General features: G+C 67.3%; 24 protein-coding genes. 14 read left to right on the top strand and 10 right to left on the bottom strand.

Annotation, left to right across the window (positions count from 1 at the left end; all coding sequences use genetic code 11):
- Positions 1-12: 12 nt before the first annotated feature.
- Both WS89_RS19360 and WS89_RS19365 read right to left on the bottom strand, forming a co-directional pair.
- The gene (locus WS89_RS19360; RefSeq protein WP_059499533.1) at positions 13-447 is read right to left on the bottom strand and encodes a nuclear transport factor 2 family protein; all 435 of its coding nucleotides are present in this window, start codon (positions 445-447) and stop codon (positions 13-15) included.
- A 154-nt stretch (positions 448-601) separates the two neighbouring features.
- Positions 602-955, bottom strand: coding sequence for a DOPA 4,5-dioxygenase family protein (locus WS89_RS19365; RefSeq protein ID WP_059792752.1), 354 nt, complete (start codon positions 953-955; stop codon positions 602-604).
- Between the two features lie 486 nt (positions 956-1,441).
- On the opposite strand from WS89_RS19365, the gene WS89_RS19370 reads away from it, so the two are divergent.
- From WS89_RS19370 to WS89_RS19385, 3 genes are all read left to right on the top strand, one after another.
- Positions 1,442-1,819: a hypothetical protein gene (locus WS89_RS19370; protein WP_059499531.1), complete on the top strand. Its 378-nt coding sequence runs from the start codon at positions 1,442-1,444 to the stop codon at positions 1,817-1,819.
- 223 nt (positions 1,820-2,042) lie between these two features.
- On the top strand, positions 2,043-2,522 hold the full coding sequence (locus tag WS89_RS19380) for a hypothetical protein (protein ID WP_059792756.1): 480 nt from the start codon (positions 2,043-2,045) through the stop codon (positions 2,520-2,522).
- 170 nt (positions 2,523-2,692) lie between these two features.
- Positions 2,693-2,953: a hypothetical protein gene (locus WS89_RS19385; RefSeq protein WP_006485063.1), complete on the top strand. Its 261-nt coding sequence runs from the start codon at positions 2,693-2,695 to the stop codon at positions 2,951-2,953.
- Between the two features lie 151 nt (positions 2,954-3,104).
- Here WS89_RS19385 and hpnH read toward each other — a convergent pair whose 3' ends face one another.
- Positions 3,105-4,265, bottom strand: coding sequence for an adenosyl-hopene transferase HpnH (gene hpnH / locus WS89_RS19390; protein WP_006480287.1), 1,161 nt, complete (start codon positions 4,263-4,265; stop codon positions 3,105-3,107).
- Positions 4,266-4,277: 12 nt separating this feature from the next.
- On the bottom strand, positions 4,278-5,219 hold the full coding sequence (gene ispH / locus WS89_RS19395; protein ID WP_034205903.1) for a 4-hydroxy-3-methylbut-2-enyl diphosphate reductase: 942 nt from the start codon (positions 5,217-5,219) through the stop codon (positions 4,278-4,280).
- Between the two features lie 401 nt (positions 5,220-5,620).
- Between ispH and WS89_RS19400 the strand changes: the two genes are divergently transcribed.
- Positions 5,621-6,808 carry a glycosyltransferase gene (locus WS89_RS19400; protein WP_059792758.1) on the top strand — a complete coding sequence of 396 codons (1,188 nt, stop codon included), beginning with the start codon at positions 5,621-5,623 and terminating at the stop codon, positions 6,806-6,808.
- A 120-nt stretch (positions 6,809-6,928) separates the two neighbouring features.
- On the opposite strand, the gene WS89_RS19405 is transcribed toward WS89_RS19400, so the two are convergent.
- Positions 6,929-8,338 carry a hypothetical protein gene (locus tag WS89_RS19405; RefSeq protein ID WP_059792760.1) on the bottom strand — a complete coding sequence of 470 codons (1,410 nt, stop codon included), beginning with the start codon at positions 8,336-8,338 and terminating at the stop codon, positions 6,929-6,931.
- A 108-nt stretch (positions 8,339-8,446) separates the two neighbouring features.
- Positions 8,447-9,454: a hopanoid-associated sugar epimerase gene (hpnA, locus tag WS89_RS19410; protein WP_059792762.1), complete on the bottom strand. Its 1,008-nt coding sequence runs from the start codon at positions 9,452-9,454 to the stop codon at positions 8,447-8,449.
- A 152-nt stretch (positions 9,455-9,606) separates the two neighbouring features.
- On the opposite strand from hpnA, the gene WS89_RS19415 reads away from it, so the two are divergent.
- The 3 genes from WS89_RS19415 (at position 9,607) to WS89_RS19430 (ending at position 12,352) form a co-directional block, all read left to right on the top strand.
- A complete protein-coding gene (locus WS89_RS19415; protein WP_059499629.1) occupies positions 9,607-9,903 on the top strand; it encodes an acylphosphatase in 297 nt (98 codons plus the stop codon).
- A gap of 16 nt (positions 9,904-9,919) precedes the next feature.
- Entirely contained in the window at positions 9,920-10,819 is a 900-nt protein-coding gene (gene rarD / locus WS89_RS19420; RefSeq protein ID WP_059792764.1) for an EamA family transporter RarD, read from the top strand.
- 408 nt (positions 10,820-11,227) lie between these two features.
- Positions 11,228-12,352 (top strand): OpgC domain-containing protein, encoded by a 1,125-nt coding sequence (locus WS89_RS19430; protein ID WP_059792768.1) that lies wholly within the window; start codon positions 11,228-11,230, stop codon positions 12,350-12,352.
- A gap of 42 nt (positions 12,353-12,394) precedes the next feature.
- On the opposite strand, the gene WS89_RS19435 is transcribed toward WS89_RS19430, so the two are convergent.
- Both WS89_RS19435 and WS89_RS19440 read right to left on the bottom strand, forming a co-directional pair.
- Positions 12,395-12,601, bottom strand: coding sequence for a hypothetical protein (locus tag WS89_RS19435; protein WP_059792769.1), 207 nt, complete (start codon positions 12,599-12,601; stop codon positions 12,395-12,397).
- 120 nt (positions 12,602-12,721) lie between these two features.
- Positions 12,722-14,239, bottom strand: coding sequence for a peptide MFS transporter (locus WS89_RS19440; RefSeq protein ID WP_059793025.1), 1,518 nt, complete (start codon positions 14,237-14,239; stop codon positions 12,722-12,724).
- Positions 14,240-14,736: 497 nt separating this feature from the next.
- Here WS89_RS19440 and WS89_RS19445 point away from each other — a divergent pair, with 497 nt between their 5' ends.
- The 7 genes from WS89_RS19445 (at position 14,737) to WS89_RS19475 (ending at position 22,621) form a co-directional block, all read left to right on the top strand.
- The gene (locus WS89_RS19445) at positions 14,737-15,315 is read left to right on the top strand and encodes a cupin domain-containing protein (protein WP_011548888.1); all 579 of its coding nucleotides are present in this window, start codon (positions 14,737-14,739) and stop codon (positions 15,313-15,315) included.
- A gap of 178 nt (positions 15,316-15,493) precedes the next feature.
- The gene (locus WS89_RS19450) at positions 15,494-17,104 is read left to right on the top strand and encodes a peptide ABC transporter substrate-binding protein (protein WP_059792771.1); all 1,611 of its coding nucleotides are present in this window, start codon (positions 15,494-15,496) and stop codon (positions 17,102-17,104) included.
- Between the two features lie 11 nt (positions 17,105-17,115).
- Positions 17,116-18,054: an ABC transporter permease subunit gene (locus WS89_RS19455; protein WP_027781695.1), complete on the top strand. Its 939-nt coding sequence runs from the start codon at positions 17,116-17,118 to the stop codon at positions 18,052-18,054.
- Between the two features lie 13 nt (positions 18,055-18,067).
- Complete coding sequence (locus WS89_RS19460; protein WP_059499523.1) at positions 18,068-18,970, top strand: ABC transporter permease; 903 nt, start codon at positions 18,068-18,070, stop codon at positions 18,968-18,970.
- Between the two features lies 1 nt (position 18,971).
- Positions 18,972-19,964, top strand: a complete 993-nt coding sequence (locus WS89_RS19465; protein ID WP_059499522.1) for an ABC transporter ATP-binding protein — start codon at positions 18,972-18,974, stop codon at positions 19,962-19,964.
- Positions 19,961-20,980: an ABC transporter ATP-binding protein gene (locus tag WS89_RS19470; RefSeq protein WP_059792773.1), complete on the top strand. Its 1,020-nt coding sequence runs from the start codon at positions 19,961-19,963 to the stop codon at positions 20,978-20,980. The genes WS89_RS19465 and WS89_RS19470 overlap by 4 nt, the downstream gene beginning before the upstream one ends.
- 168 nt (positions 20,981-21,148) lie before the next feature.
- Positions 21,149-22,621 (top strand): OprD family outer membrane porin, encoded by a 1,473-nt coding sequence (locus WS89_RS19475; RefSeq protein WP_059499520.1) that lies wholly within the window; start codon positions 21,149-21,151, stop codon positions 22,619-22,621.
- 54 nt (positions 22,622-22,675) lie between these two features.
- Here the strand turns inward: WS89_RS19475 and WS89_RS19480 are convergent, their stop codons facing one another.
- Positions 22,676-23,671, bottom strand: a complete 996-nt coding sequence (locus tag WS89_RS19480; protein WP_059499519.1) for a DedA family protein/thiosulfate sulfurtransferase GlpE — start codon at positions 23,669-23,671, stop codon at positions 22,676-22,678.
- Positions 23,672-23,824: 153 nt separating this feature from the next.
- Positions 23,825-24,094 (bottom strand): hypothetical protein, encoded by a 270-nt coding sequence (locus WS89_RS19485; protein WP_006480304.1) that lies wholly within the window; start codon positions 24,092-24,094, stop codon positions 23,825-23,827.
- Positions 24,095-24,278: the final 184 nt, after the last annotated feature.

A 24,278-nucleotide genomic window follows, 5' to 3' on the forward strand; every position in this document is an offset into this window, starting at 1 on the left:
GCGCGATGGCGGTCATGCGCGCTCGGCCGTCGATGCTGCGCCGCGCAGCACGTTGAACCCGACCCATCCCCAGTAGACGCGATGATGAGCGATCAGCCCGTCGCGCAGATCCATCACCTCGACGAGATCGACCTGATCGCCTTCCGGCGTTTCGCGCGGATATTCCCACGTCAGTTGCCGTCCGTTCGAAAAGAACACGCCGGTGCGGTACCAGCGTCCGAGCCGGTTTCCCGGATTACGCAGGCCGGCCGCGAAGAATTGGCCGATCGCCGGCTTGCCGCGCAGCATGCCGGAGCCGTGGCCGGGCAGCGCGACGACGATCAGCGGTGTTTCGAGTATCGCATCGTCCGCGTAGAGCGACATCAGCGCGTCGAGATCGCGTGCGACGACGGCGGCGTGCCAGTTCTGATGAATGCGGTGCGCATCGGTATGGTCTGCGAGGGTCATGGCGATGGCGGCAAGCGTGGATAACGGAACCACTGTATCGACGCCCTGCCGCCGGACGTTTCAGCGTGGGCCGAAACGTGGATGCTGCATGTGCCGGACACGATCGTGCGGCCTGCGAGCCCCTCCCTCCGCAGACCTCTCGGTCCGGAGGCCCTCAGCCGTCCAGCGCGCCGAGGTTCAGCTCATGCGACTTGCCGATCCACACCGCGCAATCGCGATGGTCGCGCAGATCGTCGCCGGTATTCGGATGCAGGAAGATGTCGAGCGCGCCGTGATTCAGCACGAGCCACGGCACGATGTCGTCGAATCGCGCGGCGCCGAACGCGATCTGGTACGACCAGGCCGGATGCGGGCCGACGAGGCGTTCGTGAAAGCGCCCGAGTTCGATGGTCGCGCCGAACCACGCGTCGACGACCTGGCGAAACGCCCAGGCCGCGTCGCGGCTTGCCGCATCGAAATAGACGTGCGCGTGCCAGCTGTCGATGGCGGTAGTGTCGAAGGCGGCCATGGAGAGACTCGATTAAAAAGGGGAATGCCAGAGATGCCGTGCGAAACGGCCGATGCGTGATTATCGCGCGTCCTCGCCGATTGCGTCGTGTCTCAATCCGGCAAGCCGATGCAGATGATTTGTCCTATATCGAAGAATCGGCTGATCCGATGAGGCCGTCTCGGCAGTATCCGCATGCGCGATATCACGCCGACGCCTTGTGGGCGGGCACAGCGACCGGAATCGCACAGGCAACACGTCATTTCCGAAATCGAAAGAGCGGAATGAGCACCCGTCGAATCGCCGATAAAAATCCGATCAGATCGTTGAATGAAATAAAGAAATTCCATTCCGACGGGATTCGCGAGCGACGCCGTCCGCACGCCGAATGCGCGGCTGAAAATAACAATTGCGGATTCGGCTATTCAAGCGACATGCGCCCCGACATACGATGATTTCAACGCATCGATGATGGATCGATGCGGGGACAACCATCTGGAGGCCACTATGCGATCCCTCGTTCCCGTTGCCGTTCTTTCCTGCGCACTCGCTGCGCTGCCGGCCGTCGGCTTCGCGCAGTCGATCGGTGCCGGCGACACGCCGCATGCCGCGCCGTTGACCTGGTCGGCGGCGCGTGCCGAAACCGATGTGCAACTGATGCAGATGACGCGTGCCGGCTATCGCGCGACGGCGGCCGGCAACCAGAACTACCCGCTCGCGATGCAGCGGGCGCTCGAGCGCGTGAACAACCCGATGCCCGACCGGTGGCGCGACGAAAAGGCCGCGATGGAAGCGCGGGCGGCCCGCGACGCGCAGAGCGGCCATCCGGTGAAGGCGTTCTTCGTGAAAACCGCGTACTACCTGAAAGGCGAGAACACGTTTTGACGCAGGAGACGAACATGGCATGCCCCGACCGATGGTGCGGCGTGTTGCGTGCGTCGGCGATACGCAGGCTGCCGCAAGCGTGCGCGACGCGACGGCGCGCCGATGTGCACGGCATGCGACATCGGGCGAACACCCTGCGCGACGTGGGCCGCAGCGCCGCCGTGTGCCGCAGTGTGTGGCCCGGGTCGGCGGAGGACAGCGCGTCCGCGAGCGAGGGCGAAGCATGAAGGCTGCCCGAAAAGGCCGTCGCCATCCGCCGTTGACGCGCGAATGGCTGCTGCCGCTGCCGCCCGCGCATGCACGCGACATCTCGCTGAAATGCCACATGGCGCTGGTCGCGCTGCGCGGCGAGCACGGTAGCGAAGCGTTGCTGATGCGGCTGCGCACGAGCGTGTATCTGGTGTTCCTCGCGCTCGACGATGCGGTCTCGCCCGACGCGACCATCGACCTGTGCGTCGACGCGGAGCGCGTGCTGGACGCGAGCGTGGCGCGCGCCGCGCAAAGCGGTGCCTGGACGTTGCACGACGACGAATGCGCGGTGCTCGAACGTGTGCTCGCGGCGAACGATGCATGCGTCGCGACGCTCACGCGTCATCGGCTGGCGGAGCTGTGGCGTCATGTCTGCACTTTCGCTTCAGCCGAACAGCCGGGGCTGGTCGCGCAGGCCGCGGCGAAGATGCGGGCGCCGGCCGTTCTGCATTGAGTGGCGGCCCGCGGGCCGTGTTTCATACGCGTCTCATTTCATCGCGCGGCCGCGTGCCGTCTAATGACATGACTGGAACCCCGGCGAGCCGGGCGACGACGATTCATCCTCGCGTTGACGACGAACGTGCGTGTCGACGCGAACGTATTCGTTTCAGTCAGGGAGGAGCGATGGCGCTATACAGGAGCGGCGGCTACTTCACATGCGGAAGTGGCCGCGCATTCAGCGAGAACCTGCCGCCGGGCAGCAAGGTGACGGTGGCGGGTATCTATCGATGCACCGTGTGCGGCGACGAAATCGGTATTGCGAAAGCGCAGACGTTGCCGTCCGAGGAAGCGCATCCGCACGATCTCGATCCGCCGTCCGACCCGCTGCTCGATCCGGGGCCGACCGCCTGGCAACTGATCGCCGCGGCGGAGTCGCGAAGCTAGGCAATCGACGGCGCGCGTCTGCGCGCAGGCGCGCAAGCGCAATGCGTGACTCGGCGTCCGACAAAACAAAAAGCGCCACGGAGCGAACTCCGTGGCGCTTTTCGATGCGTGGCCGCTGCGAAGGCGCGAACCTTCGCACGGCGTAACGCGCTTAAGCGGCCGTCGCCGACTTCGCCGGCTTCTGCAGCTTGCCCTTGCCGGCGCGCTGGATTTCCTCGAGCTTGATCTCGACGTGGCGCGAGAACACGTACTCGGCCGGACGCTGCTTCGCGATCGAGATGTCCGGTGCGAACGGGCCGTCGGTCTTGATGCCCTTGCGGCTCACGCGCAGCGCCTTCAGCGGGTTGGAGATCGTGTCCATCACGGCCGTGGCCTCGAAGCCGCAGTGGACCATGCAGTCCGCGCACTTCTCGTAGTTGCCGACGCCGTAGTTGTCCCACTCGGTCGTTTCCATCAGTTCCTTGAAGGTCTTCACGTAACCTTCGCCGACCAGATAGCACGGTTTCTGCCAGCCGAACACCGTACGTGCCGGGTTGCCCCACGGCGTGCACTTGTACGTCTGGTTGCCGGCCAGGAAGTCGAGGAACAGCGACGACTGGCTGAACGACCAGCGCTTGCCGCCTTCGCCGCGCTTCAGGATTTCGCGGAACAGGTTCTTCGTCTTGTCGCGGTTCAGGAAGTGCTGCTGATCCGGCGCGCGCTCGTATGCATAGCCCGGCGACACGGTGATGCCGTCGACGCCGATCGGGCCCAGCGTGTCGAAGAACTTCGCGACGCGCTCGGGGATCGCATCGTTGAACAGCGTGCAGTTGATGTTCACGCGGAAGCCGCGGCGCTTCGCTTCCTTGATCGCCGCGACCGCCTTGTCGTACACGCCTTCCTGCGACACGGAATGGTCGTGCATGTCCTTGTCGCCGTCGAGGTGGACCGACCAGACGAAATACGGGCTCGGCTGGTAGTCGTCCATCTTCTTTTCCATCAGGAGCGCGTTCGTGCACAGGTACACGAACTTCTTGCGCTTCATGATGCCCTTGACGATTTCCGGCATCTCCTTGTGGAGCAGCGGCTCGCCGCCGGCGATCGACACGACGGGCGCGCCGCACTCGTCGACGGCCTGCAGGCATTCCTCGACCGAAAGACGCTGGTTCAGGATTGGATCCGGATAGTCGATCTTGCCGCAGCCGTTGCACGCGAGGTTGCAGCGGAACAGCGGCTCGAGCATCAGCGCGAGCGGATAGCGTTTGTTGCCGGACAGGTGCTGGCGCACGATGTAGGCGCCGACACGGACTTGCTGGAGCAGCGGAATAGACAAGGGATGTCCTCCTTAAACTTCGCGGGCGACAGCTTGCGTGAGCTTCGCCGGCAACTTGAATTCGACTTTTTCTTCACGGCCCGCCATCGTCGCGACATCGACGGGCCCCAGCGCGCGCAGCGCGCCGATTACATCCTCGACCATTTCCTCGGGCGCCGACGCACCGGCGGTCAGGCCGACCGTCTGCACACCCGCGAACCATTCGGGCTTCACTTCCGAGCCGTCGGCGACGAGATAGCTCGGCACGCCGCTTTCGGTGCCGATCTCGCGCAGGCGGTTCGAGTTCGAGCTGTTCGTCGCACCGACGACGAGCAGCACGTCGACCTGTTCGCTCAGCTCGCGCACGGCGGCCTGGCGATTCTGCGTGGCATAGCAGATGTCGCGCGTGTCCGGGCCGACGAGGTCGGTGAACCGGCGCTGCAGCGCTTCGATGATGCCGCGCGTGTCGTCGACCGACAGCGTGGTCTGCGTGATGTACGCGACCGGCGTATCGACGGGCAGCGTCAGCGTATCGACTTCGGCTTCGCTCTGCACGAGGATCACCTCGGCCGGAATCTGGCCGATCGTGCCCTCGACTTCCGGGTGGCCCGCATGGCCGATCAGGATCAGCCGGCGGCCCGCCGCGACGTACTGGCGGCCCTGCACGTGCACTTTCGTGACGAGCGGGCAGGTCGCGTCGAGCACGTCGAGCCCGCGCGCTTGCGCGTCGTGCTCGACCGTCTGGGCGACACCGTGCGCGCTGAAGATCGCGACGGCGCCGTGCGGCACCTCGTCGAGTTCCTCAACGAATCGTGCCCCTTTATTACGCAGATTTTCGACGACATGCCGGTTATGCACGATCTCGTGACGCACATAGACCGGCGCACCGTGCTGTTGCAGCGCGCGATCGACGATCTCGATCGCACGGACAACCCCCGCACAGAAGCCGCGGGGCTGGGCAAGGATGACTCGCATAAGTGAGCGAACTCCGACGACAGACGCCGGGGTTCGAGGCGCTGGCACACGCTTGCTCGCCCCGGCTTGATGTTATGAAGGCAGGAACGAACCGGCCGGCCAGGCCCCGGAACCCCGAATTAATCGCGCATTTTAACCCTATCGCGCCGTCCTTGCTTCGGTGCCGTGTCGAACCGTTGCAATTGCGGGAGAGCTGCGTCGGCGCTGGCGCGCGCGGAACCCGGTAAACTGCGCGGTTTCGCGGTCGGCCGCTCCGGCTGCCCGCCATCGCGCTCATTTCAAGGCCATTCGATGACCGTCGATTCTTACGCGTATTGCCCATCCGCCCGTGCGGGTTTGGGTGTTTCGTTTCCGACCCTTATTCGTGCCGTCGAAGCCGTCGCCCGGCGGGAGGCAGGCCGATGATGCTGGCGATCGCTTTCCTGGTGTCCGGCCTGTCGCTGGTGATCTGGATCGTGCTGCTCGCCGCGCGCGGCGGCTTCTGGCGCGCGCAGCCCGCGCGGCCGCTGCCGCCCGACGCCCGCGGCGCCGCGGCCGAAGCCGGCTGGCCGGCCGTCGTGGCGGTCGTGCCGGCGCGCAACGAAGCCGACGTGATCGCCCGTGCGGCGACTTCGCTGCTCGAGCAGGATTATCCGGGCGAGTTCCATCTGATCATCGTCGACGACCACAGCGACGACGGCACCGCCGATGCGGCCCGCGCGGCCGCGCTCGCGATCAACCGCGCCGACCGGCTGACGGTGCTGAGCGCGAAGCCGCTGCCGGCCGGCTGGTCGGGCAAGGTGTGGGCGCAGTCGCAGGGGATCGCGGCGGTGCAGACGCTCGGCCTGCCGGCCGACTACCTGCTGCTGACGGATGCCGACATCGGCCATCCGCCCGACGCCGTCGCGCAGCTCGTCACGCGCGCACAGGCCGAGAATCGCGATCTCGTGTCGCTGATGGTGCGGCTGCGCTGCGACTCGTTCTGGGAAAAGGCGCTGATCCCGGCGTTCGTGTTCTTCTTCGCGAAGCTGTACCCGTTCTCGTGGATCAACGACCCGCGCAACCGGACGGCCGGCGCGGCCGGCGGCTGCATGCTCGTGAAGCGCACGGCGCTCGAGGAAGCGGGCGGCATCGAATCGATTCGCGGCGCGCTGATCGACGACTGCAGCCTCGCCGCGCAGATCAAGCATCGCGGCAGCGGCCGCCATCCGATCCGGCTCGATCTCGCCGATCGCAGCGTGTCGCTGCGCCCGTACGACAGCTGGCGCGACATCTGGAACATGATCGCGCGCACCGCGTTCACGCAGCTGCACTATTCGCCGCTGCTGCTGGCCGGCACGCTGCTCGGGATGACGATCATCTACCTGGTGCCGCCCGTCGCCGCGCTCGCCTATGGCGCGCGCGCGTGGCCGGCGTGGCTCGCATGGGCGTCGATGTGCGCCGCGTATGCGCCGATGCTGCGCTACTACCGTCGCTCGCCGCTGTGGGCGCCCGCGCTGCCGCTCGTCGCGCTGTTCTACGTCGGCGCGACGTTCGCGTCCGCGTGGCGTTACTGGCGCGGTAAGGGCGGCCAGTGGAAGGCGCGCGTGCAGGCGCCGGTGGAGCGCTGACCATCAACGGCGGATACCGGCCGTCCCGATAAACCGGAACGCTGAAAACACACAGCCCGGATCGACGCAAGCCGATTCGGGCTGTTTGCTTTCCGGCCGGTTTCAGGCCGACGCGCACGCTTACCGCTGCGTCAGCATCATGTACATCTGGATCACGACGTCCGGCGAGAACGTGAACGGCACCCAGCCGTAGCCCGTATGGCGGGCGACCAGCAGGCGGTCGCCGTTCGACTGCTTCTGCACGGCCATCATCGGGTTCTTCGTCGTCACGAAACGCCAGCCGGCCGGAATGCCGGGCGGCGGCTCCGGCTGCATCGACGCGCGCGCGTGCGCGAGTTCCTCGATCAATTGGCCCAGTTGCTCCGGATGCAGCGTGATCGATTCGCCGTTGATGGTCAGCGTGAGTTCATTCTGGGACGGGCGCGCGACGTGCAGCGTCGCCTTGTCGGCCGGCGCGGCAGCGGTGCCGGCTTCAACCGCGATTTCGGCTTGTGCTGCCGGGACCGGTGCGGTCTCGGTATCGGCCGGGGCGTCGGCTGCTTCGACCGCTTCGACCGTTTCGGCCGCTTCGGTCACCGCTGGCGCGGCCGCGTTTACGGGCGCTTGCGCCGCCGCTGCCGGCTCGACGACGTCGGCTGTCGCGGCCGAGGCGGTAACCGCACTCGTCGCGGCTTCCTTGACGACGGCCTCGACCAGCGCTTCGGCGTCGGCGACAGCCTTCGCGTGGTGCTGCGCGGCCGCTTCGGCCTGGGCGATCGCTTCGGTATGGCGCCGCGTAATGGCTTCGGCTTCGGCGGTGGCTTCGGCGTGGCGTTGCGCGGCGGCTTCGGCCTGGGCGATCGCTTCGGCGTGACGCCGCGTGATCGCTTCGGCCTCGGCGGTGGCTTCGGCGTGACGCTGGGCGGCCGCCTGCGTGTCGGCGAGCGCCTGCGTGTGACGCTGGGCGAGCGCCTCGGCCTCGGCGATCGCGGCCGCGTGGCGTTGTGCGGCGGCTTCGGCTTCGGCGGTCGCTTCCGCATGGCGCTTCGCGGCGGCTTCGGCTTCGGCGGTCGCCGCGGCATGGCGTTGCGCGGCCGCTTCGGCTTCGGTTGCGGCGGCGTGATGACGCTGCGCGGCGGCCTCGGCTTCGGCGATCGCGGCCGCGTGGCGCTGCGACGCGGCTTCGGCATCCGCGTGACGTTGCGCGAGCGCTTCGGTCAGCGCGGTCGCTTCGGCGTGCCGCTGGACCGCGGCCTCGGCCTGCGCGGTGGCTTCGTTGTGACGTTGGGCGGCCGCTTCGGCGGCGGCGGTGGCGTCGGCGTGGCGCCGCTGCGCGGCTTCGGCATCGGCGGCAGCGGCCGTGTGGCGCTGCGCGGCGGCCTGCGCTTCGGCTTCCGCCGCCGCGTGACGCTCGGCCGCGGCCCGGGCTTCCGCCGCCGCGGCGCGCGCGAAGGCTTCCGCGCTGCGGGCCGCCTGCTGGGCGGCGTGGTGATCGTGGAGGAGCTGATCGACGCCCGTGGCGAGCGAAGCGATCTGATCGTTCAGGTTCATGCGTGTCTTCTCTGCGTAAGACCCGCGATTTTAACCGCTGCGCCGATACCGGTCCGCGCGCGACGTGTAACAAAGTGCGCGAAGCGGCGCGAGATGCGCCGCTTTGTGTTACTTCAGGTAGCCCGCCGAGCCGAACCAGTCCAGCGCATCGCGCAGCCCCTCGCGGTACGGGCGCGCACGGTAGCCGAGCTCGCGCTCGGCCTTCGCGGACGTGAAATACATCTTGTTCTTCGACATCCGCAGCCCGTCCACGGTGACGAACGGCTCCTTCTTCGTGAACTTCGCGACCGCTTCGGCGCCGACCGCGAGCGGGTACAGCGGCCAGCGCGGCAGCGCGATCGTCGGCGCCTTGCGGCCCGTCATCTGCGCGATGTCCGCGAGCATCTGCTGCAGCGGCAGGTTCTCGCCGCCGAGGATGTAGTGCTCGCCGATCCGGCCGCGCTCGAGCGCGAGGAAATGGCCGTGCGCGACGTCGTCGACGTGCACGAGGTTCAGCCCCGTGTCGACGAACGCGGGAATCTTGCCAAGCGCAGCCTCGACGATGATGCGGCCGGTCGGCGTCGGCTTGACGTCGCGCGGGCCGATCGGCGTCGACGGATTGACGATCACGGCGGGCAGCCCTTCGTCGGCGATCATCCGCTCGACCGCGCGCTCCGCGAGCACCTTGCTGCGCTTGTAGACGCCGATCGCTTGCTCGGCCGTGAGCGGCCGGTTCTCGTCGGACGGGTCGCCGGCGCTCGTCACCTTCAGCGTCGCGACGCTGCTCGTGTAGACGATCCGCTCGACGCCTTCCGCGCGGGCGGCGCGCATCGTCGCGACCGCGCCTTCGAGGTTCGCGCGCTCGATCTCGTCGGGGTCGGGCGCCCACAGCCGGTAGTCGGCCGCCACGTGCAGCAGGTAGCGCACGCCGCGCAGCGCGGCGCGCATCGACGCCTCGTCGCGCATGTCGCCGGTGACGATCTCGGCATCGAGATCCGCGACGTTCGTGCGCGGGCTGGTCGGGCGCACGAGCACGCGCACCGCATAGCCTTTCTGCTGCGCGATGCGCGCGACGGCCGAGCCGACGAAACCGGACGCGCCGGTGACGAGAACGAGATCGCGGGAAGTATCAGTCATGCGTTTCCTTCAGGGCCGCGCGCGCGGCGCGGCGGTTGGGCATCGGCGAGATTGTACGTGGTCGGCGTGCGCGGCGACGCCCGGCCGGCGCGTGTGCGAAGCGGCCGACGCGACTACAATGCCGGGCTTGAATGCAACGGGAGGGCGACGCGATGAGCCGCAATGAACTGGACGAACGGATCGAGACCTACTACGTGCGGGTGCGCGGCGTCGTGCAGGGCGTCGGCTTTCGTCATGCGACGGTGCGCGAGGCGCATGCGCTGAAGCTGCGCGGCTGGGTCGCGAATCTCGAGGACGGCACCGTCGAGGCGATGATCCAGGGGCCCGGCGCGCAGATCGACCGGATGCTCGCATGGCTGCGTCACGGGCCGCCCGCCGCGCGCGTGACCGAGGTGACGTTCGAGGAACGCCCGACTGAGCGGCGCTTCGAGCGCTTTCAGCAGCAGTAAGCGGCACGGCACGATCGTGACGGGGTATCCGGAAGCCGGGCGCGGCCTCACGCTGTCGGTGATGGCGTCGACGCTGTTCGCGCTGATGTCGGTTTACGCGAAACTGCTCGCGCCGCTCACGGGGCTCGACATCTTCGCGTGGCGCGTGGTGTGGACCGCGCCGGGCGCGCTCGCGCTGATCGCGCTGCGCGGCCGCTGGCCGGCGCTCGTCGAGCTTGCGCGGCGCGGTGCGCGCGACTGGCGCTTGCTGATCGCGCTGCCGGCGAGCGCGGCGCTGCTCGGCGTGCAGCTGTGGCTGTTCCTGTGGGCGCCGCTGCACGGCCGCATGCTCGAAGTGTCGCTCGGCTATTTCCTGCTGCCGCTGACGATGGTGCTCGTCGGCCGCTTCTACTATCACGAACGGCTCGACCCGCTGCAATGGGCGGCGGTCGCGTGCGCGGCGCTCGGCGTCGCGCACGAGGTGTGGGCGACGCGCGCGTTCGCGTGGCCGACGCTGGTCGTCGCGCTCGGCTATCCGCCGTATTTCGTGCTGCGCCGGCGCATCAACGCCGATTCGCTGGCCGCCTTCGCGATCGAGATCGTGCTGCTGTGCCCGATCGCGCTGGCGATGGTCGCGACGAGCGCGACGCGCGTCGACGGCCATCCGCTGCTGTGGGCCGCGTTGCTGCCGGGGCTCGGCATCCTCAGCACGCTCGCGCTCGCGAGCTATCTGAAGGCGAGCCGGATGCTGCCGATGGCGCTGTTCGGTATTCTCGGCTACGTCGAGCCCGTGCTGCTCGTCGTGGTGTCGCTGCTGCTGCTCGGCGAGACGCTCAGCGTCGCGCAGCTCGCGACGTACGGGCCGATCTGGGTCGCCGTCGCGCTGACCGCGTGGCACAGCGCGATGCTGATGCGGCGCCTGCCCGCGCGCGGCTAACCGCATCGTCGCGATGTGCCGGCCGTGCGGAACGTGCCGCGCATCGCGTGCATCGTCGACCATCGAAAAGCGCTCGTTTCTCTGCCGAATCCGTCGATACTGACCGTCAACTGGCGCCGCGCTGACGCGAATCTGGCGACGCTGCCTGCTTCGCGCGCAACGCGCGCGCTTGTAATCGAAGAGAAGATTCGGTTGCATTTTGTTACTTAGGGTCTCCCCCGATCGGTCATTAAACTGATTTGACCGACTTTCCTCCGTATGCAGCTTTTCAATGAACGGTCACCTCCGTGCCGGGCCGGCCGGGTTGGCGCGATGCGAGCATACGCGTATCGCCGCCGATCGCGCTCGCCTGCTTTTTCCCGATCCCTTCTCCGGTGCGCGGCGCACCGCCGCCGCACAGGTGCGCTCATGTCGTTGAGCCCGCTGCACTCCGCCACGGTGCAGTCGTCGCGCAGCGGCCGCCTGATCGAAGTCGATTTCTTCCGCGGGCTCGTGCTGTTGATGATCGTCGTCGATCACATCGGCGCGAGCGTGCTGTCGCGCGTGACGCTGCATGCGTTCGCACTGTGCGATGCGGCCGAAGTGTTCGTGTTCCTCGGCGGCTTCGCGACCGCGAGCGCGTACGGCGCGATCGCCGAGCGGCACGGCGCGCGCGCCGCGCAACGGCGTTTCGTGCGGCGCGCGATGCAGATCTACCGGGCGTTTCTCGCGACGTCGACGCTGATGCTCGTCGTGTCGGCCGTGCTCGACCACTACGGCATCGATGCGCCGAACCTCGCGCTCGACGACGTCAGCGTGATGCTCGCGTCGCCGCTCACGGGCGCAGCCGAGCTGCTGACGTTCCAGCGCCAGCCGTATCTCGCGTCGGTGCTGCCGATGTACGTGCTGTTCGCGCTCGCGTCGCCGGTGCTGGTGCCGTTCGCGCGGCGCCAGCCGTGGCTGCTCGTCGCGATCAGCGCCGCGTCGTGGCTCGCGGCGGGCTGGCTCGGCCCGGAGCTGCTCGACACCGACGGCTTCCGCTGGAGCTTCAACCCGTTTGCATGGCAACTGATGTTCGTCGCCGGCGTGCTCGCGCGCTGCCAGCCGTTCTACCGGCACATCGCGCTCGGCCGCTGGGGCGCCGCGGCGACCGGGCTCGCGTGCGCGATCGTGCTCGGCTGCGCGAGCTACAAGCTGTTCTCGGGGCTGCCGGTGCCCGAAGGCGTGCTCAAGCGCGATCTCGCGCTGCCGCGCGTCGTGAGCTTCGCGGCCGTCGCGTGGCTGATGGCCGATTGCGTGCGCTTCGGCTGGATCGCGCGGATCGCGCAGGGCGTGCGGCCCGTCGTCGCGGTCGGCCAGCGCGGGCTGATCTGCTTCGTCGCGGGCGCGGCGATCTCGCTCGTGATCGATTCGTTGCTGCATCCGGTCGTGCGCAGCGCCGATCTGCGGCATGTCGGCGTGGGCCTCGTGGCCGACGCGTGCGCGCTTGGGCTGATGATGGCGGTGGCCGGTTCGGGAACGTGGATCGCGCGATGGCGTGGCGCGGCGGCGTAGGCGCGAGCGAGGCGCATGCGGCGCGGCAGGCGCCGCGCGGCGTCAGTGAGGTGAGCCGATACGGGAGCGGGGCGGGGCGGTTGCGTCGTCGGCTTCGGCGTCGTCGCGTTCGTCCTGTGCCGGGTCGTCGCGCTCCGCGAGGACCGCGTCGGCTTCGGCCGCGGCCCGGGCGGCGCGCATCGCGGTGCAGTGCTGCGCGTGCCGGATGTCCGACAGGATCCGCAAAAGCCGCGTTGTCTTGCTTTTCATCGTGCTCTCCCACCAGTGCGCATCTCGCGAAGCGGATGCATTGCCTGCAACCAGTGTAGGACGCGTTCGCGCACCTGGCGGGAGAATGTGGCGTGCAAGCCGCACGCCGAGGGATAGTACTTACTGCGCGGCGGCGACCTGCGCCTGCAGCGCTTCCTCGCGGCGCTCTTCCGCGCAGCGCTGATGCTGGCGCGACAGGCGGTTCATCAGCGGCAGCAGCAGCAGCGCGAGCAGCATGCCGATCGCGGCGAGCCAGCCGAGCTTCTCGAACAGCGACAGGTAGAGCGGCAGCGATTCGGTGGCCGGCAGTTCGTGCGACGGCATCTGCGCGAAGTTCGCGACGACGCTGCCCAGATACTGCGACACGCCCGTCGCGACGAAATACGCGCCCATCATGAAGCCGCTCATGCGCGCCGGCACGTAGCGGGCGATCATCGCGAGGCCGAGGCCGCTGACCAGCAGCTCGCCGAGCGAGTACAGGCCGTAGCCCCACACCATGAACCACGACGACACGCGGCCGTCGACCGCATAGCGGCCGCTGATCGTGAACACCAGGTAGCCCGCGGCGACCGCGCCGAAACCGAGCGCGTACTTCGCGGCGACCGGCAGGTCGCGGCCGCCCTTCGCGACGGCGTTGTAGACCCACACGAGCACCGGGCTCAGCAGCATGATCCAGATCGGGTTCAGCGCCTGGAACTGCGCGGCGCTCCACGTGAACAGCGTCGTGCCGAACAGCATGAAGCGCGGGTCGACGTTGCGCAGCGCGAACAGCGTCAGCGACGTCGACATCTGCACGTAGAAGATGAAGAACAGGATCACCTGGCCGATCAGCACGAGCGCCGCGATCAGGCCCGCGCGCTCCGAGCGCTCCGACTTCGCGATCATGTACGCGAAGATCGCGAGGATCGCGAACGCGGCCGTCCACACGCTCGCGACCGCGAGCTGCTTGTGCTGCAGCACATACAGCGTGATCAGCGCGAGCGCGACGCCGCCGGCCGCGACCGCGCCGAGGCGCTTCCAGCGGATCGGTTCGTCGTCCGGCTGCGAGCCGATGTGCGCGAGCGTGCGGTGCATCAGCATGAAGTTGAGGATCGCGAGCAGCATGCCGCCGCAGCAGACCGCGAACGCGGTGTGCCAGCCCCAGTGATCCTTGATCCACGGCGTCGCGAGCATCGACACCGTCGAGCCGATGTTGACCGCCATGTAGTAGATCGTGAACGCGCTGTCGATGCGCGCGTCGTCGCCTTCGTAAATGCGGCGCACGAGGTTTGCCGCGTTGGCCTTGAACAGGCCGTTGCCGACGACGATCACGCCGAGCGATGCGTACATGTACGCCAGGTGATCGTTCGGCACCGCGAGCATCAGATAGCCGGCGCACAGCACGGACGCGCCGATGATCATCGTGCGGCGCGCGCCGAGCACCTTGTCGCCGATCCAGCCGCCGATCGACGGCGCGGCGTAGACGAGTGCGGTGAACGCCCCCCAGGTCAGGTTCGCGTGGCTGTCGGTGAAGCCGAGGCGGTCGACCATGAAGAGGACCAGAAGCGCGGCCATGCCGTAGTAGCCGAAGCGCTCCCACATTTCGATGAGGAAGACCGTCGTGAACGATCGGGTCTGTGAAACAGGTGCGTGCATCATCAATCTCGTTTGAAACGGACGGCGCGGATCGCGCGTCGCCATGGGGGTCGAACTGGCGCCGGAGCACTGTGGCCGGGTAGGCTTGCGTCGGCGATGGAGCAGTCGGGCGGTTGGCCCGGGCCGGGGTCGGACTCCGCCCGACAAGGCGGAGCGCGGCCCCGACCGGCGCGCGAATGGTAACGTTTGCCGGTCCGGTGCGTCAGGTCCGCGCCACTTAGGGAAACTCCCGATGTGGCAGCAGCTTTCAGGAACATTTGTCTCATCATCTACTTGTAAGCTTGACGCCCGTTCTCCGCAGATTCCCGGAGAGCCGCTTGCAGCTTGCCTGTGAAGCCGGCGAGTCTGGCAAGATAGCGCGTCGTTTCGCTCGCTTCGGGCCCTGTTTAGTGCACCGGGCTCAACGCCGAAGGCGTGTGCGAACCCGAAGATTAAGCTATCTCGTATTAACTTAGTTACTTTCCATCAAACATTTTTTGACGACCACTTTTCGGCCTGCTATGGTTCCCCCCACTGAAAACTCGCGATCGGCAGACGCTGTCGCACTCGGCAGCAAGATTCGCGCGTTGCGCCAACGTCTGAAGCGCACGCTCGACGACACGGCTACCGCCGCGGGGATTTCGAAGCCGTTTCTGTCTCAAGTCGAGCGCGGGCTCGCGTCACCGTCGCTGACGTCGCTGGCCGGTATCGCGCACGCGCTCGGTGTGACGGTGCAGTACTTCGTGGATACGCCGAGCGAGGAACGCTCGGTTTGCCGAGGCGATCAGTTGCGCTTCTTCGGGTTTGCCGATTCGGCGAACCTGTTCGCGAGGCTGACCAACGTGTCCGAAGGGCGCCAGCTGGAGGCGATCCTCGTGAGGATGCCGCCGGGGCAGAAACGGTCGGAGGTGACGACACATGCAGGAGAGGAGTTCCTGTACGTGATTGAAGGGGAAGTGTCGCTGACGCTGGAAGGCAAGACGTTCGTCCTGCAGGCCGGCGACAGTTCGCACTATCAGTCGACGGTCCCGCACAGCTGGGTCAACACCGCGAAGATCGAGTCGGTGGTGGTCTGGGTCGGTACGCCGCGACTGTTCTAACGCACGGGTATTCCTTCGTTTCTTCGACGGAATGCCCGTCGAAAGAAATGTAAGGAATACTAACATGCAATACGAGAACCACGGGCCTCCTCGATCGCTGCACCCGTCAGCGTCTCACGCGTAATCCGCGGCATCCGCCGCGCGACGCTCACCGAACAACCTTCTCAAGACTGCCACGATGAAATCCTTGCATGCCATGTCGGCCGTGCTGGCCGCGCTCGCCCTGACGCCCGTCGCCCACGCCGTAACCGTTCCGTCGAACGTCGCGCTCGCTCCCCAACAGGACCTGACGCGCCAGGTGCCGGCCGAAGTCGAGTCGCTCGACCCGGCGCACATCGAATCGTGGACCGGCAACACGATCGGCCTCGACCTGTTCGAAGGGCTCGCGCGCATCGATGCGGCCGGCCAGATCGTGCCGGGCGTCGCGCTGTCGTGGGAACGCAAGACGCCGCAGACGTGGATCTTCAAGCTTCGCCACGACGCGAAGTGGAGCAACGGGCAGCCGGTGACGGCCGCCGATTTCGTCTATTCGTGGCAGCGCCTCGTCGATCCGAAGACGGGCTCGAAATACACGATCCTCGTCGAGTTCATCAAGAACTCGAAGGACATCATCGCCGGCAAGGCCGCGCCGTCGACGCTCGGCGTGCGCGCCGTCGATCCGTACACGCTCGAGGTGACGACCGACGTGCCGGTCGCGTTCTTCCCCGAATTGACCGCGATGGCGCCGCTCGCGCCGGTGAACAAGGACGTGGTCGCGAAATTCGGCGACGCATGGACGCGCCCGGGCAACATCGTCAGCAACGGCGCGTACCAGCTCGTCGACTGGCAGCCGAACAACCGCATCGTGGCGACGAAGGACGCGAAGTACTGGAACGCGTCGAAGGTCGTGATCAACAAGGTCACGTATCTGCCGATCGAAAGCGACGAAACCGCGATGCGCATGTACCAGGCCGGCCAGATCGACTACAGCTACTCGATTCCGTCGGGCATCTTCCAGCAGGTGAGCAAGCAGTTCGGCGGCGAACTGCGCCCGGGCCTGCAGCTCGCCACCTACTACTACTACCTGAACAACAGCGACGCGGCGCTGAAGGACAAGCGCGTGCGCCAGGCGCTGTCGATGGTGATCGATCGCGACGTGCTCACGTCGAAGCTCACGCAGGCCGGCGAGAAGCCGATGTACGGGCTGATGCCGAACGGCACGAAGGGCGTGCAGCCGTTCACGCCGGAATGGGCGTCGTGGCCGATGGCCAAGCGCATCGCGACCGCGAAGGACCTGCTGAAGCAGGCCGGCTATTCGGACGCGAAGCCGCTGTCGTTCACGCTCACGTACAACACCAACGACCTGCACAAGAAGGTCGCGCTGTTCACCGCATCGGAATGGCGCACGAAGCTCGGCATCACTACCAAGCTCGAGAACGTCGAGTTCAAGGTGCTGATGAAGCAGCGGCACGACGGCAAGGTGCAGATCGCGCGCGACGGCTGGTTCGCCGACTACAACGACGCGATGACCTTCTTCGACCTGATCCGCTGCGGCAGCTCGCAGAACACCGTCGGCTATTGCAACAAGCAGATGGACGCGCTCGTCGACGAAGGCAACCAGAAGCTCGACGACAAGGCGCGCGTCGCGCTGCTCACGCAGGCGCACGACATGGCGATGAACGACACGCCGATGGTGCCGCTGTTCCAGTATTCGGCCGACCGTCTCGTGAAGCCCTACGTGGGCGGCTATTCGCTGAAGAACGTGATCGACATGCGTGCTTCGCAGGACATGTACCTGATCAAGCACTGAGCGGAGCGATCATGCTGGCCTACGCATTGAGGCGCACGTTGTGGGCGGTGCCGACGATCCTCGCGGTTATCACCGTCTGCTACCTGCTGCTGCATTTCACGCCCGGCGGCCCGTTCGATACGGAGAAGCAGCTGTCCGCCGCGACGCTCGCGAACCTGAACGCGAAGTATCACCTCGACGAGCCGCTGTGGAAGCAGTACCTGCTGTATCTCGGCTCGCTGCTGCACGGCGATCTCGGCCCGTCGTTCCGCTACGTCGACTGGTCGGTGAACGATCTCGTGAAGAAGGCGCTGCCCGTGAGCCTCGGCGTGGGCGGCGTGTCGATCCCGATCTCGATCGTGGTCGGCGTGCTGCTCGGCACCGTCGCGGCCGTGCGCCGCGACAGCGTGATCGATCGCTTCGTGATGCTGATCGGCAACTTCGGCAACGTCGTGCCGCCGTTCGTGCTCGGCCCGGTGCTGGTGTGGATCTTCGCGATCCTGCTGAAGACGTCGGCCGGCAACGGCTGGCTGCCGGCGGGCGGCTGGGGCGACGGCGGCTGGCAGTACCGGCTGCTGCCGATCGTGCTGCTCACCTTCATCAACGTGTCGCTGCTCGCGCGCGTGATGCGCGGCTCGATGATCGAGACGCTGTCGAGCAACTACATCCGCACCGCGCGCGCGAAGGGCCTGCCGGGCTCGACGATCGTGCTGCGCCACGCGCTCAAGCCCGCGCTGATGCCGGTCGTGTCGCTGTTCGGCACGGTCTGCATCACGTCGATCACGGCGGCCGTCGTCACCGAATCGGTGTTCGCACTGCCGGGCCTCGGGCAACTCGTCGTGAACGGCGCCATCAACCGCGACTACACGCTGGTGCTCGGCCTCGTCGTGCTGACGACCGTTTTCGCGGTGCTGTTCAACCTGCTGGTCGACCTCGCGTACGCGTGGCTCGATCCGCGCATCCGTTATTGAGCGAGGCACAGCGATGACTCCGACCACTCCCGTCGTCGGCCTGCCCGTGCAGACCGATTCGCCGCCGCGTTCGCGCTCGCCGCTCGAGCTCGCGTTCGCGCGCTTCCTTCACAACCGCGCGGCCGTGTTCAGCCTCGTGCTGCTCGCGTTGATCGCGCTCGCCTGTTTCGTCGGCCCGTGGCTGCTCGCAGCCGATCCCGCCGCGAGCGACTGGGCCTCGATCAGCCTGCCGCCGACCTGGGCGAACCAGCACTGGTTCGGCACCGACGAGCTCGGCCGCGACCTGCTCGTGCGCACGCTGATTGGCGGCCGCGTATCGATCGAGGTCGGCCTGCTCGGCACGCTCGTATCGGGCCTGTTCGGCGTCGCGTGGGGCGCGACCGCGGGCTTCGCGGGTGGCCGCGTCGACTCCGTGATGATGCGCATCGTCGACATGATGTACGCGATCCCGTACCTGCTGATCGCGATCCTGATGATGACCCTGTTCGGCCGCTCGTTCATGCTGGTCGTGCTGACCATCAGCGCGTTCTCGTGGATCGACATGGCGCGCGTCGTGCGTGGCCAGACGCTGTCGCTGCGCAACCGCGAGTTCGTCGATGCGGCGCGCGCGATCGGCGTGTCGCCGGCGTCGATCGTGCTGCGTCACGTCGTGCCGAACCTGCTCGGCGTGGTCGTCGTGTACGCGACGGTCTCGGTGCCCAATATCGTGCTGACCGAATCGGTGCTGTCGTTCCTCGGCCTTGGCGTGCAGGAACCGATGACGAGCTGGGGCGTGCTGATCCAGGACGGCGCGCAGAAACTGGAATCGATGCCGTGGCTGCTGCTGGCCCCGGCCGTCATGCTGTGCGTGACGCTCTACTGCGTGAACTTCGTCGGCGACGGCCTGCGTGACGCGCTCGACCCGAAGGATCGCTGAGATGACTGCACTACTCGAAGTCGACAACCTCGGCGTGCGCTTCACGCGCAAGGACGCGCCGCCGATCGACGCCGTGAATGGCGTGTCGTTCTCGCTCGAAGCCGGCAAGACGCTTGGCATCGTCGGCGAATCGGGCTCGGGCAAGAGCCAGACCGTGATGGCGCTGCTCGGCCTCCTGGCCGGCAACGGCACGACGACCGGCACCGCACGCTACCGCGGCGACAACCTGCTCGACATGGATACGCGCGCGCTGAACGCGGTGCGCGGCGACCGGATCGCGATGATCTTCCAGGATCCGATGACGTCGCTCAACCCGTTCCTGACGATCGAGCGGCAGATGACGGAGACGCTGCAGCTGCATCGCAAGCTGTCGCGCAAGGCAGCGATCAAGCGCGCGATCGAGGCGCTCGAATCGGTGCGCATTCCCGATGCGGCGCGCCGCATCCGCATGTATCCGCACGAGTTCTCGGGCGGCATGCGGCAGCGCGTGATGATCGCGATGGCGCTCTTGTCCGAACCGGAAATCCTGATCGCGGACGAGCCGACCACCGCGCTCGACGTGACCGTGCAGGCGCAGATCATCGACCTGCTGCGCGAGCTGAACCGCGAGCGCGGCACCGCGATCGTGCTGATCACGCACGACATGGGCGTGGTCGCCGGCCTCGCCGACGACGTGATGGTCATGTACGCGGGCCGTACCGTCGAATACGCGCCGGCCGAATCGATCTTTGCGGCGCCGTCGCATCCGTACACGATCGGGCTGCTCAACGCGCTGCCGCGCCTCACCGACGCGGACGATGCGCCGCTCGTCGCGATTCCCGGCAACCCGCCGATGCCCGGCGCCGCGCCGGCCGGCTGTGCGTTCGCGAAGCGCTGCACGTATGCGGAAGAACGCTGCGCCGCCGCGCGCCCGGCGCTCGAAACCTATGGCGCCATGGGCGCGGTGCGCGCGTGCCACCGCCCGGTGGCCGATCTGACGGGAGGTCTGCGATGAGCGTCGATGAACGCCGCCAAGCCGGCGCGACGGACGACACGCTGCTGTCCGTCGAGAATCTGAAGGTGCATTTTCGCGTGCCGCTCGGCGGCTATCCGTGGTCGCCGAAGGGCACGCTGCGCGCGGTCGACGGCGTGTCGTTCGACGTCAGGCGCGGCGAGACGGTCGGGCTCGTCGGCGAATCGGGCTGCGGGAAATCGACGCTCGCGCGCGCGTTGATCGGCCTCGTGCCGATGACGGCCGGCACCGTGAAATGGCGCGGCCAGACCATGGCGCCCGATCACCTGCGCGGCACCGCGATGCGGCGCGAAGTGCAGATGATCTTCCAGGATCCGCTCGCGTCGCTCGACCCGCGCATGACGATCGAGCAGGTCGTCGCGGAGCCGCTCGTCACGCACCAGCCTGGCCTCGGCCGCACCGAAGTGCGCCGCCGCGTGATCGCGATGCTCGAACGCGTCGGGCTGAACGCGCATCACCTGCTGCGCTATCCGCATGAATTTTCCGGCGGGCAGTGCCAGCGCGTCGGCATTGCGCGCGCGCTGATCGGCGAGCCGCAGCTCGTGATCTGCGACGAACCCGTCTCGGCGCTCGACGTGTCGATCCAGGCGCAGATCGTGAACCTGCTGCGCGATCTGCAGCGCGAACTGTCGTTGTCCTATCTGTTCGTCGCGCACGACCTGGCGGTGGTGAAGGCCATCAGCCAGCGCGTGCTCGTGATGTATCTCGGCCGCGTGATGGAGTTCGGCACGCGGCATGACGTGTACGGCGTGCCGCAACACCCGTACACGAAGGCGCTGCTCGATGCGGCGCCGACGCCGGAGCCGGCGCGCGAGCGTGCTCGCCGTCCGATTCTGCTGGCGGGCGAGATGCCCTCGCCGCTCAACCCGCCGTCCGGCTGCGCGTTCCGCACGCGCTGCCCGGTCGCGATCGACGCGTGCGCGCAGGACGTGCCGCTGCCGGAAGTGCGGCAGGGATCGGCGGCGCGCGTCGCGTGCATCCGCGCGGGCGCGGCGTGATGTGAAGTGACGCAGCAAACATAACCAAGGCAGGTCAACAGGGGTAGGTGCGGCGCGAACGATCTTCGCGCCGCGGGTACAGGCGCGCCCTTAGCCGGGCTCGCCGGGGGGCCGGGAGCGGATCGCAACCGGTGTGGACGATATCAACACAAGATGAGAATTATTACGATGAAAAAGCAGAAGACGATCGGGACGGCATCGAAGATGCTGCTCGCATGGGGACTGCCGGCGCTCGCAGGCGTTTCGCTGACGGGCGTCGCGCACGCCGACGACGCGGCGAGCGCGCCGCTGACGGTCGCGCAGGCCGCGCCGGCTGCCGGTACCGGCGCGACCGTTGCGCAGGCAACGACTCCGAACGCCGTTGTCAACGCCGAGGCGACCCAGGCCGTCACGCCGCCCGACGAGCCGTCGGCGCAGTCGAAATCGAACGGCTTCATTGCCGACAGCCATCTCGACTTCCTGTTCCGCAACTATGCGGACGTGCTCGACGCCAAGGGCGGGCCGCATCGCCATGCGTGGATCCAGGGCGCGATGGCGAACTTCGAGTCGGGCTATACGACCGGCCTGATCGGGATCGGCTTCGATGCGTCGTTGTATGCAGCGCTGAAGCTCGACGGCGGTCAGGGCGCCGGCAGCATGGTGCACATCGCGAAGGGCGGCGGCGGCGGCAACCAGCTCGCGTGGGCCTACCCGGGCATCTACGACGTCAAGGCGCGCATTTCGAACACGGTGGTCAAGTATGGTCTGCAGGCCGTCGACAATCCGTTCATGGAGCAGCACGACAACCGTGCGCTGCCGCCGACGTTCCTCGGCGCGACGCTCGTCAGCAACGAATTCAAGAACGTGATGCTCGAGGCCGGCAGCTTCACGAAGACCGACGCGCGCGGCCATACGACGCTCACCAACCTGACGACGCAATACGGCGGCACGCGCATCAATCGCCTGACCTATGTCGGCGGCACGTGGGACTACTCACCGAACGGCGAAGTCGCGCTGTACGCGAACCAGGCCGACGACGTGTGGCACCAGTACTACGCGTCGGTGAAGCACAGCATCGGCAGCCCGCAGACGATCAAGTGGACCGGCTTCGGCAACGTCTATTCGACGCACGACACGGGCGATGCGCTGCAAGGCAAGATCAACAACAACGCGTACAGCCTGTCGCTGGCCGCGCAGCATGGCCCGCACGAGCTGCTGCTGGGCTTCCAGCAAGTGCTCGGCGACCAGTTCTTCGACTACCTGAACGAAACGAACGGCATCTTCCTGACCAACTCGATGGACGTCGACTACAACGCCCCGCACGAGAAATCGCTGCAGTTGCGTTACACGTTCTACGGCAAGGAAGCGGGCCTGCCGGGCTTCAAGGCGATGGTGTGGGGCGTGACGGGCTGGGGTGCGGACGGCAGCGCGGGCGCGGCGAACGACCCGAGCAAGTCGAGCATCTACTGGAGCAACGGTGCGCCGGTGCAGGGCCGTCACCACGAGTTCGGCTTCATTCCGTCGTACACGTTCCAGAGCGGCAAGCTGAAGAACACGAAGGTCACGTTCATCGCGATGTGGCACAACGGCTCGGCACACTACTCGGACGCGTCGAACACCGAGTACCGTCTGGTCGTGAACCTGCCGCTGCACGCGTTCTGACGGAAGGGGGCGCAAGGCCCCCACTCTCGCACGGCTGGCCTGCGATCGGTGCGATCAGGCCGGCTTGTGCCATCCCGCGACAGGATCGCTCCCGGCGGGCGTTTCTTCCACGAGCGACGTGAGCTGGCGGCCCGTATCGCGCCATGCGTCGAGGCCGCCGCGCAGCGCGAGCGCATCGGTGAAGCCTGCATCGAGCAGACGCTTCGCCATCAGCGCGGCCGTCACCTCGTTCGGGCACGAGCAATACACGACGAACTTCTGCGTGAGCGGATAGCGCGCGACGATGTCGGCGATCTGGCGCTCGTCGGCGAACTGCGCACCGGGAATCGCGAACGGGTCGAGCTTGCGGTGCTCGGGCGAGCGGACGTCGAGCACCACCGGGGCGGCGGTGTCGCGCAGCAGCACGTCGAGCTCGTCGACGCCGATCCGCGCGTTCGCGAGCTGGCGGATCAGCGCGCGGCGGCGCATCCACCGCACGGCCGCATAGATGGCGAGCAGTGCGACGATGACGAGCAGCACCGCACGGCCGAGACGGCTCGCGCCGGCGAACAGCCAGTCGATCTGCCGGTAGAACACGAGGCCGGCTACCAGCCCGACGATCGTCCACAGTGCGGCGCCGAGCGCGTCGTAGCCGGCGAACGTGCGATAGCGCGTGCCGAGCGCACCGGCCATCGGTACCGACACCAGCGACAATCCGGGAATGAAGCGCGCGACCGCGAGCACGCGCACGCCGTAGCGGCCGAAGAAGCGTTCGGTCTTTTTCACGCAGGTATCGCGCGACAGCGACAGCCGACAGATCGTCTTCAGCGTCGTGCCGCCGTACCGCCGCCCGGCGACGTACCAGACCGTGTCGCCGATCAGCGCGCCGAGCACCGACAGCACCACGACCGTCACGAGCTGCGAGCCGATCATCGCCGGATGCATCGCCGACATCGCGCCGAACAGCACGAGCGTCGGCATCGCGGGCACCGGCAGGCCGATGGCCGCCGCGAGCACGTTGGCGAACACGAGAAGCGGCCCGTACTGGGCGACGAGGTCACGTAGGAGCATGACGGCTGGCCGAAAAGGAAACGCGTGGCGGGAAATGCAGATGGGCCGATTATCGGCCTTTTTCAACGCAGCGGCGGGAATGATGCAAAGCGCCTGACGGCGGCAGGGGGATGTGGGTGAGCCGACGCATTGCGCGCGGCTCACCGTTCGGAATCAGGAGGGCGTGCGGGCGAGCGATGCGGCGCCGTGGTTTTCGCCGGGCAGCTCGGCGCCGTGCGAGCGGATCGCCGCGATCAGTTCGGCCGGGGTGATCTCGTAGCGGACTTCGCGGTGGATGCCGGGCTTGCGTTCGTCGATCTCGATCAGCAGCACGCTCTTGCCGTCGCCGGTCGCTTCGAGCCGGAGCGAGCGCAGTTCGCGGCCATCGGCCGCGTCGTGTTCGGTGAGCAGGGTCATTGCCCCGGATGAGCCGGTAGTGCGCATCGAACCTATCCTCGTGTCGTGGATGCCTTGGCGGCAAAGATGTCTTTGTTGAATACGGCTTGACGCAGTTTAACGCGAACGGGCCGCAACACGGAGCATTTTCGTGGCGGTGAAATGAGGGCTGAACCACCGATCCTTCTGATGTTTGAGCCGCGCCGGGCGGGCGTCTGCACCGGATCGGGCG

The sequence above is a fragment of the Burkholderia sp. MSMB1072 genome (assembly GCF_001524725.1).
GTDB lineage: Bacteria > Pseudomonadota > Gammaproteobacteria > Burkholderiales > Burkholderiaceae > Burkholderia.

What these genes read in the sequence shown, in the direction of transcription:
- WS89_RS19360 (WP_059499533.1), bottom strand. Translation starts at nt 447, where the DNA reads ATGACCCTCGCAGACCATACCGATGCGCACCGCATTCATCAGAACTGG.
- WS89_RS19365 (WP_059792752.1), bottom strand. Translation starts at nt 955, where the DNA reads ATGGCCGCCTTCGACACTACCGCCATCGACAGCTGGCACGCGCACGTC.
- WS89_RS19370 (WP_059499531.1), top strand. Translation starts at nt 1,442, where the DNA reads ATGCGATCCCTCGTTCCCGTTGCCGTTCTTTCCTGCGCACTCGCTGCG.
- WS89_RS19380 (WP_059792756.1), top strand. Translation starts at nt 2,043, where the DNA reads ATGAAGGCTGCCCGAAAAGGCCGTCGCCATCCGCCGTTGACGCGCGAA.
- WS89_RS19385 (WP_006485063.1), top strand. Translation starts at nt 2,693, where the DNA reads ATGGCGCTATACAGGAGCGGCGGCTACTTCACATGCGGAAGTGGCCGC.
- ispH (WP_034205903.1), bottom strand. Translation starts at nt 5,219, where the DNA reads ATGCGAGTCATCCTTGCCCAGCCCCGCGGCTTCTGTGCGGGGGTTGTC.
- WS89_RS19400 (WP_059792758.1), top strand. Translation starts at nt 5,621, where the DNA reads ATGATGCTGGCGATCGCTTTCCTGGTGTCCGGCCTGTCGCTGGTGATC.
- WS89_RS19405 (WP_059792760.1), bottom strand. Translation starts at nt 8,338, where the DNA reads ATGAACCTGAACGATCAGATCGCTTCGCTCGCCACGGGCGTCGATCAG.
- hpnA (WP_059792762.1), bottom strand. Translation starts at nt 9,454, where the DNA reads ATGACTGATACTTCCCGCGATCTCGTTCTCGTCACCGGCGCGTCCGGT.
- WS89_RS19415 (WP_059499629.1), top strand. Translation starts at nt 9,607, where the DNA reads ATGAGCCGCAATGAACTGGACGAACGGATCGAGACCTACTACGTGCGG.
- WS89_RS19430 (WP_059792768.1), top strand. Translation starts at nt 11,228, where the DNA reads ATGTCGTTGAGCCCGCTGCACTCCGCCACGGTGCAGTCGTCGCGCAGC.
- WS89_RS19435 (WP_059792769.1), bottom strand. Translation starts at nt 12,601, where the DNA reads ATGAAAAGCAAGACAACGCGGCTTTTGCGGATCCTGTCGGACATCCGG.
- WS89_RS19440 (WP_059793025.1), bottom strand. Translation starts at nt 14,239, where the DNA reads ATGATGCACGCACCTGTTTCACAGACCCGATCGTTCACGACGGTCTTC.
- WS89_RS19445 (WP_011548888.1), top strand. Translation starts at nt 14,737, where the DNA reads ATGGTTCCCCCCACTGAAAACTCGCGATCGGCAGACGCTGTCGCACTC.
- WS89_RS19450 (WP_059792771.1), top strand. Translation starts at nt 15,494, where the DNA reads ATGAAATCCTTGCATGCCATGTCGGCCGTGCTGGCCGCGCTCGCCCTG.
- WS89_RS19455 (WP_027781695.1), top strand. Translation starts at nt 17,116, where the DNA reads ATGCTGGCCTACGCATTGAGGCGCACGTTGTGGGCGGTGCCGACGATC.
- WS89_RS19460 (WP_059499523.1), top strand. Translation starts at nt 18,068, where the DNA reads ATGACTCCGACCACTCCCGTCGTCGGCCTGCCCGTGCAGACCGATTCG.
- WS89_RS19465 (WP_059499522.1), top strand. Translation starts at nt 18,972, where the DNA reads ATGACTGCACTACTCGAAGTCGACAACCTCGGCGTGCGCTTCACGCGC.
- WS89_RS19470 (WP_059792773.1), top strand. Translation starts at nt 19,961, where the DNA reads ATGAGCGTCGATGAACGCCGCCAAGCCGGCGCGACGGACGACACGCTG.
- WS89_RS19475 (WP_059499520.1), top strand. Translation starts at nt 21,149, where the DNA reads ATGAAAAAGCAGAAGACGATCGGGACGGCATCGAAGATGCTGCTCGCA.
- WS89_RS19480 (WP_059499519.1), bottom strand. Translation starts at nt 23,671, where the DNA reads ATGCTCCTACGTGACCTCGTCGCCCAGTACGGGCCGCTTCTCGTGTTC.
- WS89_RS19485 (WP_006480304.1), bottom strand. Translation starts at nt 24,094, where the DNA reads ATGCGCACTACCGGCTCATCCGGGGCAATGACCCTGCTCACCGAACAC.